14 protein-coding genes are annotated in these 17,318 nt (G+C 44.9%); 6 read left to right on the forward strand and 8 right to left on the reverse strand.

The annotated features are described in order from the left end of the window. Window positions 1-431 precede the first annotated feature (431 nt). Together AACV78_RS12085 and AACV78_RS12090 are read left to right on the forward strand one after the other, a co-directional pair. Complete coding sequence (locus AACV78_RS12085) at window positions 432-746, forward strand: FmdB family zinc ribbon protein (RefSeq protein WP_194008974.1); 315 nt, start codon at window positions 432-434, stop codon at window positions 744-746. Between the two features lie 117 nt (window positions 747-863). Further along, entirely contained in the window at window positions 864-1,688 is an 825-nt protein-coding gene (locus AACV78_RS12090) for an NAD-dependent epimerase/dehydratase family protein (protein ID WP_194008973.1), read from the forward strand. Window positions 1,689-1,977: 289 nt separating this feature from the next. On the opposite strand, the gene AACV78_RS12095 is transcribed toward AACV78_RS12090, so the two are convergent. From AACV78_RS12095 to AACV78_RS12110, 4 genes are all read right to left on the reverse strand, one after another. Continuing rightward, window positions 1,978-2,403: a hypothetical protein gene (locus tag AACV78_RS12095; protein WP_194008524.1), complete on the reverse strand. Its 426-nt coding sequence runs from the start codon at window positions 2,401-2,403 to the stop codon at window positions 1,978-1,980. A gap of 48 nt (window positions 2,404-2,451) precedes the next feature. Then, complete coding sequence (locus AACV78_RS12100) at window positions 2,452-3,102, reverse strand: response regulator transcription factor (protein WP_194008525.1); 651 nt, start codon at window positions 3,100-3,102, stop codon at window positions 2,452-2,454. Between the two features lie 10 nt (window positions 3,103-3,112). After that, window positions 3,113-4,309 carry a sensor histidine kinase gene (locus AACV78_RS12105; protein WP_194008526.1) on the reverse strand — a complete coding sequence of 399 codons (1,197 nt, stop codon included), beginning with the start codon at window positions 4,307-4,309 and terminating at the stop codon, window positions 3,113-3,115. Between the two features lie 113 nt (window positions 4,310-4,422). Continuing rightward, window positions 4,423-4,626: a hypothetical protein gene (locus AACV78_RS12110; protein WP_339383597.1), complete on the reverse strand. Its 204-nt coding sequence runs from the start codon at window positions 4,624-4,626 to the stop codon at window positions 4,423-4,425. Between the two features lie 108 nt (window positions 4,627-4,734). On the opposite strand from AACV78_RS12110, the gene AACV78_RS12115 reads away from it, so the two are divergent. The 3 genes from AACV78_RS12115 (at window position 4,735) to AACV78_RS12125 (ending at window position 10,973) form a co-directional block, all read left to right on the forward strand. Beyond that, on the forward strand, window positions 4,735-5,115 hold the full coding sequence (locus AACV78_RS12115) for a hypothetical protein (RefSeq protein ID WP_194011170.1): 381 nt from the start codon (window positions 4,735-4,737) through the stop codon (window positions 5,113-5,115). Between the two features lie 360 nt (window positions 5,116-5,475). Next, a complete protein-coding gene (locus tag AACV78_RS12120; RefSeq protein WP_194011171.1) occupies window positions 5,476-7,464 on the forward strand; it encodes an efflux RND transporter periplasmic adaptor subunit in 1,989 nt (662 codons plus the stop codon). 365 nt (window positions 7,465-7,829) lie between these two features. Continuing rightward, window positions 7,830-10,973 (forward strand): efflux RND transporter permease subunit, encoded by a 3,144-nt coding sequence (locus AACV78_RS12125; RefSeq protein WP_194011172.1) that lies wholly within the window; start codon window positions 7,830-7,832, stop codon window positions 10,971-10,973. A gap of 539 nt (window positions 10,974-11,512) precedes the next feature. On the opposite strand, the gene AACV78_RS12130 is transcribed toward AACV78_RS12125, so the two are convergent. Further along, a complete protein-coding gene (locus AACV78_RS12130; protein WP_194011173.1) occupies window positions 11,513-11,710 on the reverse strand; it encodes a hypothetical protein in 198 nt (65 codons plus the stop codon). On the opposite strand from AACV78_RS12130, the gene AACV78_RS12135 reads away from it, so the two are divergent. Continuing rightward, complete coding sequence (locus tag AACV78_RS12135; RefSeq protein ID WP_255512989.1) at window positions 11,694-14,804, forward strand: efflux RND transporter permease subunit; 3,111 nt, start codon at window positions 11,694-11,696, stop codon at window positions 14,802-14,804. The two genes, AACV78_RS12130 and AACV78_RS12135, sit on opposite strands and share 17 nt — an antisense overlap. Window positions 14,805-14,882: 78 nt before the next feature. Here AACV78_RS12135 and AACV78_RS12140 read toward each other — a convergent pair whose 3' ends face one another. The 3 genes from AACV78_RS12140 to AACV78_RS12150 all read right to left on the reverse strand — a co-directional run bounded on the left by AACV78_RS12140 (window position 14,883) and on the right by AACV78_RS12150 (window position 17,157). Beyond that, the gene (locus AACV78_RS12140) at window positions 14,883-15,311 is read right to left on the reverse strand and encodes an Imm1 family immunity protein (protein ID WP_194011175.1); all 429 of its coding nucleotides are present in this window, start codon (window positions 15,309-15,311) and stop codon (window positions 14,883-14,885) included. Continuing rightward, entirely contained in the window at window positions 15,311-15,706 is a 396-nt protein-coding gene (locus tag AACV78_RS12145) for a deaminase (protein WP_194011176.1), read from the reverse strand. Before AACV78_RS12145 ends, AACV78_RS12140 begins: the two co-directional genes overlap by 1 nt. A gap of 188 nt (window positions 15,707-15,894) precedes the next feature. Continuing rightward, window positions 15,895-17,157, reverse strand: coding sequence for a SufS family cysteine desulfurase (locus tag AACV78_RS12150; RefSeq protein WP_194011177.1), 1,263 nt, complete (start codon window positions 17,155-17,157; stop codon window positions 15,895-15,897). Window positions 17,158-17,318: the final 161 nt, after the last annotated feature.

Below are 17,318 nucleotides of genomic sequence, written 5' to 3' on the forward strand. Positions count from 1 at the left end.
CGCTGCGCCGATCGATTCAATATGCGGTGCAATCACAAGCCTCACGCGCTTGTCCGACCCGCCACCAACCGAGGCGGTATGGTGGGAGAATCCTGCTGTTATAGTTGAAATCTAAAATGTGTTATTTGGGTGCAGTCTGAAATTGACGATCGCTCTTTTGACTGCATTTAGGGAAGTCTTGCGGGCATTTGCTAACCGTCGATCGAGCGATCGCGCGAGACGATTTCACGGTAGGGTACTTTTGGGTTCGGTCTCGATCGCATCCGGGAGCAACAGCACAGGGTTAATAATATAGCTGATTTTGTGTTTCAACAACCGTTAAAAATAGTAAATTTTATTTTTTTGGCTTGAACATTTAGTAATGTTGAGCTATAATACTTATTGTTACCGTGCAATTAATAATTTTAGTAGTAGTCAACGAGATTTTTAGTATGCCTGTATACGATTATTTTTGTTCAAAAAACAACCAGCAGTTAGAAGTTTCGCACAGCATGAATCTGGAAGTTTCGACTTGGGGCCAACTGTGCGAGTTGGCTAAGTGCGAACCCGGAGATACTCCCGCAGATGCTCCGGTGCGCCGTTTGCTGAGCGCTCCGAGGTTGATGAAGCCAACATCCGACACCGATTATAAAAATTCTGGTTTCAGCAAGTACGTGAAGCGGGATGAAGGAGTTTATGAAAATGTCACGGCTAAGGATGGTGAAAGCCGTATTGTGAATCGAGAAGGTAAGCCGCTTAAAAACTGAAAAATCCCAACTAATCCAGTTTGTAATGATGGCTTCAGGTGCGATCGTTCTGACTGACTAATCGATCGCCAAAATCGGTAATAATTTGAGATGGGATGATACAAGGGAGAATTTTTTATGAAAGTGGCGATCGTCGGCTGCGGCTATGTGGGTACTGCGACAGCCAAACATTTACGCGCTAAACCCGATTGTACCGTGACGGCGACAACTACGACGGCGAGCCGAGTCAGTGAATTGGAGGCTGTCGCAGGGCGGGTAGCTGTAGTTAAGGGAAATGATGCAAGTGCGATCGCCAGTTTACTGCAAGACCAAGATGCTGTTATGCTGTGCGTCGGCGCTCCAAATTCTAGTGCTTATCGAGAAAGTTACTTAGAGACGGCGACAACTTTGGTATCAGTTTTGCAGCAGATACCGACAGTCAAACAGGTGATTTATACGGGTACTTATTCTGTGTACGGCGATCGACAAGGTAAACTTGTAAACGAAGAATCGCCCGTGGAGCCAGCCAATCCCAACGGTGAAATTCTCGCCGAAACAGAACGAATTTTATTAGCAGCATCCAGTCCAAATCTTCACACCTGCATTCTTCGTTTGGGTGGCATTTACGGGCCTGGGCGAGAATTAGTTAAAATCTTTGGAGGCTGGGCTGGAACCACTCGTCCCGGTGCGGGGGAAGATGCTACAAATTGGGTGCATCGGGATGATATTGTTGGGGGATTAACCTTTGCTTTGGACAATCGATTGCAGGGAATTTACAATTTAGTTGGAGATGTGTCGCTGTCGAGTCGCGAATTGCTCGATCGCATTTTTGAACGTCACAATCTGCCGAAAGCTACTTGGGATGGAAGTCCTAGCGTGCGGCCTTATAATGCGAAGGTCTCGAATCAAAAGATTAAGGCTGCTGGTTATCAATTTATCCATCCTGAAATTAAAGAGTATTAAATGCAATCATTAAACACACATTAATACCAATTTTTTATGAGGCTGCATAGAATCTGATCCCCCCTAACCCCCCTTAATAAGGGGGGGACAAGATTCTTCTCAAAGTCAACCCCTACTCCCCTTCTTAAGGGGGATTTAGGGGGATCGGGATATATGCAACTTCATATTAAATTGGTATAAACACAATTGCATTCAGGCGATCGCTCTTTTTTCAATTATCTGCGTCAATCAGCGTTTATCTGCTGGAAATCTGCGGTTAACAGATCGAATATTTGTACAAAAAGCTAGCTTATTGCGTATGTTTGGCGATAGCTTTTGCTACAGATATAAGCTGATCCTGAGTTAAATCATCCCCAGGATTTGCCACGGGGCCCCAGTTTGTATAACGAGTCGATCGGCCTGCACCTACCTCCGCAAAGACTCGAATAGATTCTAAGTTGCCGCGAGTCATTTCAAAATAAGTATAGGTAGCTCCCCAACACAGATATTTGTTAGTAATTCCTCCGATTCTTCCACTACCTAAATCCAGAGTTTTTACCAGCGGCACAGAAACAGTAGTTTGACAACTTTTGTCATAATAAGAATAAGCTACCGGAGCATTTTCATTGTATTTATAGTTAGTTGCAAATGTTGCTAATTCTGAGGGAGTCATCGCCAAACAAGGGGTGGCGGCAGACAGAAAAACAATTGCAGTAGTTAGTATTTTTGGGAGCATCTCATTTCAATTTTAATTATACAAACCATCATACATTACTATAAGGTCTCATGAAATTTTGGGATTAAATAGTGAATGAGCTAATAGCGCCGCTTGAGTTCGATCGCGCAAATTCAATCTACTCAAAATATTTGTTACATAGTTTTTGACTGTATTTTCTGACAAAAATAAGGTTTGAGCAATTTCTCGGTTATTTGCACCTGAAGCTATTAAACGCAATACTTCTAATTCTCTGGGAGTGAGTTGCTCTAATTCTGGCGGCAAAACCGCCGGGGAATTAGTTACCGCAGGTGTCATCAGGGCTTTTTCAAACAATCCGGGGCCTAGTTGGGTGTGTCCTTTGTAAACAGCGCGAATTGCTAGGGCTAATTCGTCGGGTTCGGTGTCTTTTAGCAGGTAGCCTTTGGCACCCATTCGCATTGCTTTGCTGACATATTCATCGTCGTCAAAGGTGGTTAACACCAGGACTTTTGTGTCGGGATAGGATTTGGCGATCGCCTCGGTTGCTGCTACGCCGTCCATCACGGGCATCCGAATGTCCATCAGTACGATGTCGGGCGCTAAACTTGGGATTTGGGCGATCGCCCGCTGTCCGTTTTCTGCTTCACCGATTACTTGCATATCTGAATTGGACTCTAACATACTTTTGAGTCCTTGACGAATAATATGCTGATCGTCTACTAGCAATATTCTAATCATATTATCAACCCTAAATATTTTGAGAAGGCAAAGAAACTGAAATTCGGCAACCGTTTTCTGACTCGCTGTAAATGGCAAATTGACCGCTCAGCGCCGCCACTCGTTCTCGCATTCCTTGCATTCCAAATCCTGTAGTATTCTGGGCCGGATCGAAGCCTTTGCCGTTGTCAGAAATCGACAAATGAATCAGTCCGGCGTGTTGCTGCAATTTAACTATGACGAGCGTTGCTTGGGCGTGTTTGTGAATATTTGTCAGCGATTCTTGCACAATACGGTAAAGTGTGATATTCATTTCTTGAGATAAACTAACAGGTAAGTTAATTGAGTCAGAAATTTCGCTACCCGTCATGCACTTAAAGTCTTGGAGCAGTTTGTTAATCGCACTTTCTAGCGATAATCCCTGCAAAGGATTCGATCGCAATACAGAAACAGATTTGCGAATTTCTAACAATGCTTCTGAACCGAGTTGTTTGGCTTGTTTCAGAAATCCCAGGGCTTTTTCATCCTCGGAATTCCAGAACAATAGGGCGTTATTGAGCTGAATTGTTTGAGCTGCAAGGGTGTGTCCCAATCCGTCGTGGATGTCGCGAGCAATGCGGTTGCGTTCCTGCAATGTTGCTTGATCTTCTATTCGCAGTGCGTAGTGGCGCAGTTGCTGGTGAGTCACCGCTAGTTTGTCGTGGGCAATTTCTAATTCCTCTCGGCTTTGGCGTTCGGCAATTAAGGCATTGATTAATAGCAAGGCAAATACTAATGTCAACCCAAATAATAACACGTTGCTCAACCGCCATTCCCAAACTGTGGAAATGACTTTTTCGGGTAAAATTGGTTTGAACAACAGCAGCGAAGTATAGGACACCATTGCTAAACTTAAGACTGCTATCTGTCCGGGCTGCCGGAAAATTAGGCAACTCCGCATCAGCAAAACGAGAAACAGCAAAAAGCTCGATCTGCTGGATAATCCTTGTTGGACTATTGGCAGGAAAATTAATCCAAATTCGAGGGCTGTGAATAAAACTTTTTTGCGTAAGTTAACTGTTGGTAAACGCAGCCCGATGATGCCGAAAAGTGCGATCGCCCCCACGCGCCATATTAGCGACTGCAGCGACTGAAACTGATGCAGCATTTCTATCAATGCGGCCGTCGCTAGCAGCAGCCACTCCAAATAAAGCAACAAACGAAAAGACGGATAGTTTAGCCGAATCATAGAACTTTTTCCCATCAATATCTGAAGCGATTCAAGCAATCGCAATGATTTAATTATAGATGGTATTTTGGAGTCAAAAAACATATTGTTCCCCCTATGGTGAAGGAAGTTCGTCACTGGATGTCATGGATGGATGTTGAAGGAATTGGTAATTGATAATTGGTAATTGGTAATTGGGCAATTCTCCCCCTCTCCCCCTCTCCCACTCTCCCACTCTCCCATTCCCCCTTTTGCCATAACAGCTTAGCGAAGGTGCGATCGATTGCGTTAGAGCCTTTGTGGCTGATTTTGGGGTTTGGGACTAGGAAAAAAGTCACAAGTGCTATGTGCTTTTTGACTGGTTAGATTAGGAGTATTGCATGATGCGCTGGTTGGTTTAAGCTTCTAAGATTTGTGGGTGAAGATTAATTTACAGAAAGTCAATCATGAAAAGAAATACCATCGCAGCAGCATTTATCCTCGCCGGCACCATCTTGGTAGGTAGTTTGTCTGGTTGTATGCCATCCAACGCTTCTAATGTCACCAAATCTAACGCGGTGGCGGCCAATGCAGCAACTTCAGGACAACCGAAGCTTTCTCCTGCTCAACGCGCCCAGAAACGCGACGAACTTCGCAAACAAGTCGAAGCGGTGCTAACTCCCGAGCAGGTGAAACAGTTGGACTCCAAAATCAAGGGAGGCGAAAAAATGCGGAAAGCTCTTAACGAGCTAAACCTCAGTGCTGAGCAAAAAACCCAAGTTAAGGGGATTCTCAAGGCTGCTTATCCTCGCTCGCAAAATGGGCAGTCTGGAGCTAAAGCTAAGTAAATGATCTAAGAACAAGTTTTGTTCGTTTTCAGTTTTTGTATGGTGTGTCAGGGGTTTAATGTTTTCAGTAATTGCTAACTTTTGGGTCTGACGCACCCTATAATAAACTTGAATTTCACAAATGTTCGAGTAATAGTTTAACCGCCTATGGAGGCAGATTAAGACCGATTTACTCAGATAAATTCAAGATAGCAAAGGGAATTCTACTGAAAATCTAATAACTGCTATGAAGAGTGATGTTATGTCCGGTGGATTGAGCGCACTACGAACTTCACAAGCGCACTGAAGTACGCACTAATAACAGTTTTTTTGCGCTCGTCTACGGGACATGAGATGAGGGCTATTGTTAAGAGGTTTGTGATGATAGAAGAAATTATTAGTGACAGTCGAAATGGCACTCGCCCTAAAGTTTCTGATGAAAATTTGAAGCTGAACGAGGAACCGACGCAGAATTTGGAAATTGTTGATAAAATTCCGAATGACACTGTTCCTAAAGTGGCTCTGGAATCTCCGAGTTTGCCGGAAAGCGAGCCTACAAATAATATTTTAGCAAAAGAACCGAAGCCTCAAAAGGTTCTGGCGAAAGGGCGAATTGCGATGTTTTTGGTGGGGTTGTTGTTGCTTGGTGGTTTGGGATTTTTGGTTTGGCAACGGGCGATCGCCCCTAAACCGGAAAAAGCGAGCCGTCGCGGTGGTAAAATGCAAATAACTCCGGTTCTGGTGGCGACGGCGACTAAAAAAACTGTGCCGATTCAGTTACAGGCGATCGGTACTGTGCAATCTGGTGCTACTGTTTCGGTGACTGCACAGGCTAGCGGGCGGGTGACGGGAGTTTATTTTAAGAAAGGCCAAGAAGTTAAGAAAGGACAGTTGCTTTTCTCGATCGACGATCGCTCTCAAAATGCTTCGATCCAACAAGCTCAGGGTATCGTAGCAAAAGACCGGGCGCAGGTGCAACAAGCGACGGCTAATCTTGCTAAAGATCGAGGAATTGTCGAACAAGCTAGGGCGACTTTGGATAAAGATAGAGGAATTGTCGAACAAGCTAGGGCGACTCTGCAAAAAGATTTGGGTGTTGTCGAACAAGCGAAAATGACTCTGGCGAAAGATAAGGGAGTTGTTGAACAGGCGAAAATGACGTTGGAAAAAGACTTAGGTGCGGTTAAGCAGGCGATGGCAACTTTGAGCAAAGATCGAGCGCAAGCCGAGTATGCCGAAGCCCAAAGTCAACGTTACGCAGAGCTCTACAAACAAGGAGTAATTAGTCAAGATCAGGCGCAACAATACGCTACCAGCAGTCGAGCTGCGGCGGCAACGGTGGAGCTTGACAAACAGGCGATCGCCAATGCAGAAACGGCGGTAAAGAGCGATCGCATTGGCATCACAAATGCGGAGTCTGTCGTCAAAGGTGACTCCGTGGCGATCGCAAATGCTGAAACTGCGGTGAAGAGCGATTTGGTCGGAATTGAGAACGCTCAGACGGCGGTGAAGAGCGATTTAGTGGGGATTGACAATGCTCGGGCTGTTGTTGATGGCGATCGATCGGCGATCGAGGGTGCTCAAGCTAGTGTCAGCGCCGACGGCGGTAGTTTGCAAAACGCTCAGGTGCAATCATCCTATACTAAAGTGTTTGCGCCGATCGACGGACGCGCCGGCAATATCCTAGTCACAGAAGGCAATGTAGTGCAACCGAGCACAGACAAACCCTTAGTCACAATCTCGAAAATCAATCCTATTCAAGTTGCCTTTTCTGTTCCCGAATCCAACCTTCCAGACATCCAAAAATACGTAGAAAATGGCAAGCTAAAAGTTGATGTCACCTTTGCCGGCAACAATCGCCCAATATCAGGAACATTGTCATTTGTCAACAACACGGTTGATAATTCCACAGGCTCTATTCAACTGATTGGCGATTTTAATAACGCCGATGGAAAACTATTTCCCGGTCAATTTGTCAATACTACCTTAACATTATCTCAACAGCCAAATGCAATTGTAGTTCCCTCCCAAGCAGTACAAACCGGGCCGAACGGACAGTTTGTATTTGTCGCCCAAGATGACGATACAGTAGACAATGTGCCTGTAGTTGTCGGAAATACGATCGGCGGATTAAGTGTCATCAAAAAAGGTGTGGATGCTGGTGATGATGTTGTCACCGACGGACAAGCTAATCTGGTTGATGGTAGCAAGATTCGGATTAAAGATGCTGAGGATGCTAAAGATAATTCAGATAGCAGTAAAGGCAATAATAATTCAGACACATCTAAAGCCAAAGAAACTGGTGCAAAATCTGGCAGCGATTCCAATTCATCGGGAAATAAGTCATGGAAATCCCGCAAAAATCCCTAGGGCGATCGATTTTATATTTGGATTGTCGAAAGTTATTTGGCAGACAAAAGTAATCTCAAACTCCTGCAATTTCTTCACTTCGTTTCGTTCGCAAAGTCATTAGTCATCAGTCATTAGTCATCAGTCATTAGTCATTAGTCATTAGTTGTTGGGAATTGGTTATTGGTTATTGGTTATTGGTTACTGGTTATTGGTTACTGGTTATTGGCTACGAATTCCCGATTTCCAATTCTCAATTCCCAATAATAACTAACAACTAACAAATAACAACTAACAAATAACAATTAACAGTCAACAGTCAACAGTCAACAGTCAACAGTCAACCATCAACAGTCATTTCAGTAAAACCGAAATTGATATAACCAATGAATCTCTCAGAACCATTTATTCGCCGTCCAATTATGACCACATTGGTGATGGCGGCAATTATAATTTTTGGTTGGATGAGTTATCGCTTGCTACCGATTAGCGATTTGCCCAACGTCGATTATCCCACAATTCAAGTTAGCGCTTCCCGCCCCGGTGCTAGCCCGGAAACGATGGCGGCATCGGTAGCGCGCCCCCTAGAAAAGCAATTTTCGAGTATTGCTGGACTCGATACGCTGACTTCTACCAGTACCAGCGGCAAAACTCAAATTACCCTGCAATTCAATCTCAGTCATAATATTGATGATGCGGCGCAAGATGTCGAATCGGCAATTTCTTCAGCCTCGGGCCAAATGCCTAACGATTTGCCAAATCCGCCGACTTACAGCAAAGTCAATCCCGCCGACGGGCCAATTCTTTACCTTTATCTTACTTCGCCAACTTTGCCGCTTTCTGAGGTTGATAGCTACGCGCAAAGTTATCTCGCGCAAAAGCTTTCGACAATCAGCGGTGTGGCGCAAGTACAGATTTACGGTTCTCAAAAATATGCGGCCCGAATTCAACTCGATCCGCAACAGTTAGCAGCGCGGCAAATTGGCATAGATAAAGTGCAAAGTGCTATCCAACAAGGCAATGTTAATTTACCTACAGGAAGTCTTTCGGGAAGTTATAAAAACTTTGCGGTGCAAACTAACGGACAACTGAAAGATGCTGCAGCATTCCGCCGTTTAATTGTGACATATAAAAACGGACAGCCTGTTTATCTCGAACAATTAGGGCGAGTGGTTGACAGTGTAGAAAATACTCAACTTGCTAGTTGGTACAATAACGATCGCGCAATTATCCTCACGATTCAGAGACAGCCGGGCACGAATACCGTAGAAGTGGTAGATACGATTCAAAAATTGCTACCCAATTTGAGAACTCAGATTCCAAGTTCGATCGCGCTTGGGGTGATGTACGATGCGTCTCAATCGATTCGCGAGTCGGTGGATGATGTGCGGTTTACCCTCGTTTTGACGATCGCCCTTGTCATCTTAGTAATTTTCGTATTTTTACGCAACCTTTCTGCCACAGTCATTCCTAGTTTAGCGCTACCGGTATCGCTGATCGGCACCTTCGGTATCATGCACTTGTTCGACTACTCCCTCGACAACTTGTCAATGATGGCCCTGACGCTATCTGTGGGCTTTGTAGTCGATGATGCGATCGTCATGCTCGAAAACATCGTCCGCCACATCGAAGCCGGAGAAAGCCCGCGAGAAGCCGCGCTAAACGGCTCTAGCGAAATCGGTTTTACGATTTTATCGATGACGCTTTCCTTGGTGGCGGTGTTTATTCCGATGTTATTTATGAGCGAGTTGTTGGGGCGCTTGTTTCATGAATTTGCCGTCACAATTGCGGTTTCTATTTTAGTCTCCGGCTTTGTTTCTTTGACTTTGACACCGATGTTGTGCAGCCGTTTTTTGCGCCCGGTAAATCACGAAAATCAAAGCCAGCTTTATCGAGCTTCTGAATACGTATTCGATCGAATTTTAAGCCTGTACGATTGGAGTCTGAAAATAGCCTTAAAATATCACCGCACCACGATGATTTTATCATTAGCAATGGTGTTCGTTACAGTTGGATTATTTATTGTAGTTCCCAAAGGCTTTATTCCCAGCCAAGATACGGGACAAATTACCGGAATTACCCAAGCCGCCCAAGATGCCTCTTTTGATGAATTATCTCGCCACCAGCAAGCGGTTGTCAGTGCGATTCGCCAAGATCCAAACGTGGAAGCAGTAAACTCGAATATCGGGGCAGGTTCGAGCGCCAATGGCGGCGGGGCTGCGGTTGCGGGGAATTCCGGCAGCTTGTTTGTGCGCCTCAAACCGATCTCGCAGCGGCAGATGGGTGCCGACGAAATTGTGCAGAGTTTGCGATCGCAATTAGCCGAAATTCCAGGCATTCAAGTCTTCTTGCAAAATCCTCCAGCAATCCCGCTGGGCACTCAACAAAGCACGGGCTTGTACCAACTGGCGCTGCAAAGTTCGGATGTTTTACCGCTGCGTAAATACGTACCGCAACTAATTGAAAAAATGAAAGCAATACCGGAAATTCAGGATATTAACAGCGATTTGCAGATGACTGCTCAAATCAAAATTGATATCGATCGCGACAAAGCCTCAGCATTAGGAATTACGGCTAGTCAAATCGAAAACACCCTGAGAAATGCCTACGGCGCTTACCAAGTTTCGACGATTTACGGTGCGAGTAACGAGTATCAAGTTATTTTGGAACTAGAACCAAAGTATCAAAAAGATCCGAATGCTTTGATGCAGCTTTACATCAGTACAGCGGGTAATTCTAGCGATGCTTCTGGGGGTGAAACCCAGGTGCCGCTAGCAACGGTTGCCAAAATTTCTCTAGGAGTTGCACCGTTAATTGTCAACCACGTCGGTAGGATGAATGCTGCGACAATTTCCTACAACCTCGCGCCTGGGGTGGCGCTGGGAAATGCAAATAGCGCGATCGACAAAATCATCAAATCGCTGATTCCTGAGAGCATTTCCACCAATTATAAGGGCGCGAGTCAAGTGTTTCAGAGTTCGCTACCTAGTTTGGGGATGTTGTTGGCGATCGCAATTTTGGTCATCTATTTAATCCTCGGCATTTTGTACGAAGATTTCATCCATCCGATTACAATTTTGTCGGGATTACCTTCGGCGGGATTTGGAGCATTATTAACACTAATATTGTTTGGAGTCGAACTCAACGTTTATTCGTTCATCGGCATCATCTTGCTGGTAGGAATTGTCAAGAAAAATGGGATTATGATGGTCGATTTTGCGATCGAAGCCCAGCGCATAGATGGCAAAAAACCGGCCGAAGCAATCTATCAAGCCTGCTTAGTGCGTTTCCGACCAATTATGATGACTACAATGGCGGCATTAATGGGCACATTACCAATTGCGTTGGGAGTTGGTGCAGGTTCAGAATCTCGCCGCCCGTTAGGTATTGCAGTTGTCGGCGGACTGTTATTTTCACAAGTTTTAACGCTATATCTCACGCCCGTATTTTACATCTACATGGAATCGTGGCGAAAAAAACTCAGAGAGGTGAAATTCGGGCAAGTATTTTCATTTAAAGGAGGGCGGTAAAAATAACCTTGATAAAATATTCGTAGGGTGCGTAGCCTGCGATCTATCTCTAACTAAATAGAGAAGATTGGATAAGTCTTTGATTGATACATAAACCGCAGATGTCAAGCAGATAAACACAGATAAACGCAGATAATTTTAGGATAGTAAACCTGGTATAAGGTGAGTCGCTATGAGATTGTTTGCTCGTTACTTTCGCTCTGCCTGGTAATGCAGATAGGCGAGGCTCTACCTCCTTTGATATCGCAACTTAAACGAGAAAGGACTTTAGGAGTTTAAGTTATTAAAATTTCGATCCTTAGCGACACACCCTGCAACTTATTCCCTCTTCCTGATGACGTTGTACGGAAAGCAGTTGCCAGTTGTCAGTTGTCAGTTGTCAGTTGTCAGTTGTCAGTTGTCAGTTGTTACCAATAACAAATAACAAATAACAAATAACAAATAACTTCTTCCTTCTTCCTTCTTCCTTCTTCCTTCTTCCTTCTTCCTTCTTCCTTCTTCCTCCGACGGAATTACATCCGTTACATCCGTTACATCCGTTACATAATCCGTTGCCGAACTTCCTTCTTCCTTCTTCCTTCTTCCTCCGACGGAATTACATCCGTTACATCCGTTACATCCGTTACATAATCCGTTGCCGAACTTCCTTCTTCCTTCTTCCTTCTTCCTTCTTCCTTAATAATTATGAACCTATCAGAAATCTTTATCCGCCGCCCCGTAATGACTACCTTAGTCACAGTCGGCATTCTAATATTCGGTTTAATGAGTTATTTTCTGCTACCAATTAGCGCCCTGCCGCACGTAGAATATCCCTTTATCAGCGTCTCCGCCAGCTTACCCGGTGCAACGCCAGAAACCATGTCATCCTCCGTCGCCGCACCGCTAGAAAGGCAGTTTACAGAAATAGCAGGGCTGAATTCTTTTAACTCTACAAGTTCCACCGGTAGCGCCAGAATTTCCCTGCAATTCGACTTCAGCCGCAGCGTCAATTCTGCTGCTAAAGACGTACAAGCTGCGATCGCCGCCGCCGCAGGTTCCTTGCCCGCTGGAATGACCAAAGCGCCCAGCTACCGCAAGGTTAACCCTTCTGTTTCGCCAATTCTCTACCTCTATTTGTACTCAAAAACCTTATCCATTGCAGCAGTAGACGAAGCCGCAGAAGTGACGGTGGCCCAACCAATTTCGGCGATAGATGGTGTGGCGCAAGTGCAGGTTTACGGGCAGAAAGAATATGCCGTGCGGATTCAACTCGATCCGCGAGAATTGACTGCGAGGGGAATCGGATTAGATCAAATTAGAACCGCCATTACTCAAGGAAATGTTAACTTGCCAACTGGCAGCCTTTCCGGCGATAAAAAAAGCTATTTAATTCAGGTAAACGGTCAATTAAATACTGCTGCAGAATATCGATCGCTGATCGTTGCTTACAAAAATGGCGCAGCAGTGCGGCTGCAAGATTTAGGAAATGTCCTGGATGACGTGCAGAACAACAAAGTGTTGAATTTGTACAGCGATCGACAAGTCAACAATCAACCTGCAATCTTGCTTGCAGTGCAGCCTCAACCCGATGCAAATACCGTTGATATTGTCGATGCGGTAGTGCGAATGTTACCTTCACTAAAACAACAAATTCCCCAATCGATCGAAATGGGAATTATGTACGATCGTTCTCAATCTATTCGGGCTTCTGTAGACGATGTGAAGTTCTCCTTAGTGTTGTCGGTGTGTCTGGTTGTCTTAGTAATTTTTATCTTTTTACGGAACATCACAGCGACGCTAATTCCGAGTTTAGCTTTGCCGGTGGCGATTATTGGCACCTTTGCTGTGATGTATCAGTTGGGATACTCGTTAGATAACTTGTCTCTGATGGCGCTGACGCTTTCAGTGGGGTTTGTGGTGGATGATGCGATCGTAGTTCTGGAAAATATTGTCCGCCACCAAGAAATGGGAGAAGCACCCCTAGAAGCAGCATTAAAAGGCTCGAAAGAAATTGGTTTTACCATTCTTTCAATGACGCTTTCATTGGTGGCAGTGTTTATTCCTCTGATGTTTATGAGTGGATTAATCGGTAGATTGTTTCACGAATTTGCTGTGACTATTGCTGTAGCAATTTTGGTGTCGGGCTTTGTATCTCTGAGCCTGACACCGATGTTGTGCAGTCGATTTCTCAAATCCCCGTCCCACCACCAAAAAACAAACCGCTTCTACCGCTTCTGGGAGCGGGGATTTGAGCTACTTTTGCAAGGATATGAATGGACGCTTAAACCTGTTTTGAAATACCGTTTTTTAACGCTGATTGTTTCGGTTGTTCTCCTGGCATTTACGGCTTATTTGTTTGTTTTAGTTCCGAAAGGTTTTATTCCGACTGAAGACACCGGACAATTGATGGCTAACACGAAAGGAGCGCAAGATATTTCGTTTGATGATATGATGATTCACCAACAACAAATTGTTGATATCCTTCGGAAAGATCCAAATATTGCAGCGTTGAATTCAACTGTAGGTGCGAGTGGCCCGAACGCATCGGCAAATAACGGACGGATTACAATTAGGCTCAAACCGATCTCGCAACGCCGCCTCAGTGCGGATGAAATTATCCAAAAACTAACTCCGAAATTGCGCGGAATTCCAGGAATTCAAGCTTTTTTGCGTTCTCCGGCCGCAATTCCGATTGGCGGTCAACAAACGAATTCGCAATATCAGTTTACGGTGCAAAGTTTAGATTTGCAAGCGCTGCGTCAAGCGGTGCCGGAATTGTTAGCTAAAGTTAAAACCCTGCCGGGATTGCGCGGTGTCGATAGCGATTTGCAATTGAGCACGCCTCAGCTTGAGGTTAAAGTCGATCGCGCTAAAGCAGCAATTGTCGGTGTTAGCCCGCAACAAGTGCAGAAAACCCTCAGCGCTGCTTACGCTTCAGGGCAGGTTTCGACGATTTATACTCCCAACAATCAATTTACGGTTGTGTTGGAATTAAAGCCTGAGTTTCAGCGCGATCCGAGTGCTTTGTCGATGCTGTACGTGCGATCGAATACTGGACAAATGATCTCGTTAAGTGCGATCGCAAATATTACCCAAACAGTCGGCCCGCTCACAGTCAATCACCTAAGCGGATTGCCTTCTGCTACAATCTCTTTTGATACGCTTCCAGGCACATCGCTGAGTCAAGCAACCGCCGCCATTGAGAAAGTTGCCCAGGAAGTTTTGCCGCCGTCAGTAACAACAAGTTTTCAAGGTTCAGCCCAGGTATTCAACCAATCATTTAACGATTTAGGTTGGTTGTTAGTGGTTTCAATTTTAGTAATTTATCTAATTCTCGGCATTTTATACGAGGATTTTATTCACCCGCTGACAATTTTGTCAGGTTTACCATCAGCCGGATTTGGTGCGCTGTTAACTCTGGTAATTTTTGGGGTGGAATTGAATCTGTATTCGTTTATCGGGATTATTTTGCTGGTGGGAATTGTCAAGAAAAATGGGATTATGCTGGTGGATTTTGCGATCGAGAAACAGCGACAAGACAGCAGCCACAGCGCCTTTGATGCCATTTACGAAGCTTGTGTCGTGCGCTTCCGCCCGATTATGATGACGACGATGGCGGCATTAATTGGCACTTTGCCGATCGCCCTGGGCGTGGGTAGCGGTTCGGAATCGCGCCGCCCGTTGGGAATTGCGATCGTCGGCGGATTGCTGTTTTCGCAAATTTTAACCCTGTATTTGACTCCAGTATTTTACATTTATATGGAAGGGTTGAGAAAACGGTTAGGCCATCCCAAAATTAAGCTTTCTGAATTCTTTTGGCGTCCTAAAACTCGATCTGAGAAGCGAAGTTAAGAGGTTATTTAACCGCAGGTGCACGCGGATAGACGCGGATGAAGAAAGAAAGGGCGATCGCACTTCACTTAGGTTGTGTTAAATCTTATTTGATGACACCGCTAATTCTTTCTCTTCTTCCCAAGACAGTGATGTTTCGAGTTTTCCTGATACTGTAAATATTTGAGCTACCAACAGTGCTGTATCTAAATTGACACACATCTTCGCAGGATAATTACCTTCTTGTCCGCCGATAACTAGCTTTTCTATTGCATCTGGTTTTGAGGGATCTACTAAATTATGGAAGCTAACGTTATCAAAAGTTACGTTAACAATATATTTCCCGGATTCACCGCCGCCAATACTCATATAACACTCGTCATCTGCACCCAAGGTAACTAAAGTTTTACTTTTCCCATCTAACTCGCGAATGGCTTGTTCTATTTGACTCCAAGTGGGATTTTCTATTAGATCCCCTTCATCTTGGTTGCCAACCCAATTTTCTGCTGATAGGTTTGATACAAACATTATTGTCTCCTTCTATTTGGCGGTTGAACTGTTATTGTCTTACTTCCACTGGGAGTAATAATTTCTAATTCTGCTATATTTAACTGCCAAGCCATAGAGTTTACTCCACCTCTTAAGCCGCAAGCCGCACAAAGCTCGCGATCGCAAATCAAACGTGCTTTACCTCCTCTAATGCCCGCATCGGCTGCTTGTTGAAAAGCATCGGCTTCAGCGTGGGTTTTGGTGATAGGATTGACATTAAAAGTTATTTGGCGGCGATAGGGGTTGCTGCCAGAGTTGATGCCAAAAAAACTTTGACCTGCTATTTCTAGTTTAGCTATGGTTGATTTATCGGTTTCGCTGCCAGCCAGTGATAAACCGAGGCTTTGTCTGTATGCAGCTAGTTCATCAAACACACTTTATATTTTTGACTTTCCTGTGGGTTGACTGCCCCTATTTTACCAGATTCCGTTCTGGTTTTGGGATTTGGGGGTGCGATCGCTCTCTTCTTCATCCGCGTTCATCCGTGTTCATCTGTCTTCATCTGCGGTAAAAAAAGGGCGATCGCTTCTAAATTTATACCAGCGAACCATCACCAACCAAATTACCCCATCATCTCACCAAAAAAGTCGATCGTCTCTTTCAACGCTTTCACAAACACATCAATCTCCTCGCGAGTATTGTAAAAATACAAACTCACCCGTGCAGTAGATGAAATGTTCAAATAGCGGTGCAAAGCTTGCGTGCAGTGATGCCCGGAACGAATCGCGACCCCCTCCTGATCCAACAGAGTAGACAAGTCTTGAGGGTGAATTTCTCCAGCGCTAAATGATGCTAGCGCGGCCCTACCTTCGCCGTTGCTGTCCGGTTGCGGCCCGTAAATTTTAATCTGTGGAATTTGTCGCAATTGTTGGAACAGATAAGCCGTCAATTCGGCTTCGCAGGCATGAATCTTATCCATGCCAATGTTATTAAGATAATCGATTGCGGCACCAAGGGCGATCGCCTCCCCGATTGCCGGAGTCCCCGCCTCAAACTTGTGCGGCAAATCAGCATAGGTAGAATATTCGAGAAAAACATCAGCAATCATCTCGCCACCGCCAAAAAACGGAGGCATTTCTCTCAATAAATCCAGTTTCCCGTACAAAAAACCGATGCCAGTCGGAGCGCACATTTTGTGGCCCGAAGCCACCAGCCAATCGCAATCCATTGCTTGCACATCTACTACCATGTGCGGGACGCTTTGGCAAGCATCTATTAAAACTTTTGCGCCGAAACTGTGGGCAATTTCGCAGATTTCTTGAACCGGATTGATACAACCCAAAGTATTGGAAACGTGAACGATTGAAACCAACTTAGTTTTATTTGAAATCAGCGTTTTAAACTGTTCTAAATCAAACTCCTGAGTCTCCGTCAACTCCACAAACTTGAGTACCGCACCAGTTTTTTGAGCAATCATTTGCCAAGGCACCAGATTGCTGTGGTGTTCCATCACCGACAGAATAATTTCATCTCCCGCTTGCAGATTGTTTAAACCCCAAGAATAAGCAACCAAATTAATCGCTTCGGTGGCGTTGCGAGTGTAAACAATTTCTTGTCGCGAAGCCGCATTGATAAACGCTGCAACTTTATCTCTGGCACCTTCGTAAGCATCAGTCGCTTTGGCGCTGAGAGAGTGAGCGCCGCGGTGCACGTTAGCATTGTATTGTTCGTAGTAATCGCGCCAAGCATTGAGTACAGCTAAGGGTTTTTGAGATGTAGCTGCATTGTCTAAATAAACTAGCGGTTTCCCGTGGACTTTTTGAGTCAAGATTGGGAAGTCTGCGCGAACTTTTGATGCTAAGGTTTTTTCTTGAATAAGTGTCATATTTTTTGAAGTTAGTATTGTTGTGAAACTTGCTTCTAGGGCGTATTTTTGAACCCGGAGATCCCCCCTAGCCCCCCTTAATAAGGGGGGGACAAGAATATTCTCAAAGTCCCCCTTCTTAAGGGGGATTTAGGGGGATCTCCGGGTTTGATTGCAAAGGC

This window comes from Tychonema sp. LEGE 07196, from assembly GCF_963890365.1.
Lineage (GTDB): Bacteria > Cyanobacteriota > Cyanobacteriia > Cyanobacteriales > Microcoleaceae > Microcoleus.

Coding starts and splice junctions, on each gene's coding strand:
- AACV78_RS12100 (WP_194008525.1), bottom strand. CDS start 3,102: ATGATTAGAATATTGCTAGTAGACGATCAGCATATTATTCGTCAAGGA.
- AACV78_RS12135 (WP_255512989.1), top strand. CDS start 11,694: ATGACTACCTTAGTCACAGTCGGCATTCTAATATTCGGTTTAATGAGT.
- AACV78_RS12150 (WP_194011177.1), bottom strand. CDS start 17,157: ATGACACTTATTCAAGAAAAAACCTTAGCATCAAAAGTTCGCGCAGAC.
- AACV78_RS12085 (WP_194008974.1), top strand. CDS start 432: ATGCCTGTATACGATTATTTTTGTTCAAAAAACAACCAGCAGTTAGAA.
- AACV78_RS12095 (WP_194008524.1), bottom strand. CDS start 2,403: ATGCTCCCAAAAATACTAACTACTGCAATTGTTTTTCTGTCTGCCGCC.
- AACV78_RS12140 (WP_194011175.1), bottom strand. CDS start 15,311: ATGTTTGTATCAAACCTATCAGCAGAAAATTGGGTTGGCAACCAAGAT.
- AACV78_RS12115 (WP_194011170.1), top strand. CDS start 4,735: ATGAAAAGAAATACCATCGCAGCAGCATTTATCCTCGCCGGCACCATC.
- AACV78_RS12090 (WP_194008973.1), top strand. CDS start 864: ATGAAAGTGGCGATCGTCGGCTGCGGCTATGTGGGTACTGCGACAGCC.
- AACV78_RS12125 (WP_194011172.1), top strand. CDS start 7,830: ATGAATCTCTCAGAACCATTTATTCGCCGTCCAATTATGACCACATTG.
- AACV78_RS12105 (WP_194008526.1), bottom strand. CDS start 4,309: ATGATTCGGCTAAACTATCCGTCTTTTCGTTTGTTGCTTTATTTGGAG.
- AACV78_RS12120 (WP_194011171.1), top strand. CDS start 5,476: ATGATAGAAGAAATTATTAGTGACAGTCGAAATGGCACTCGCCCTAAA.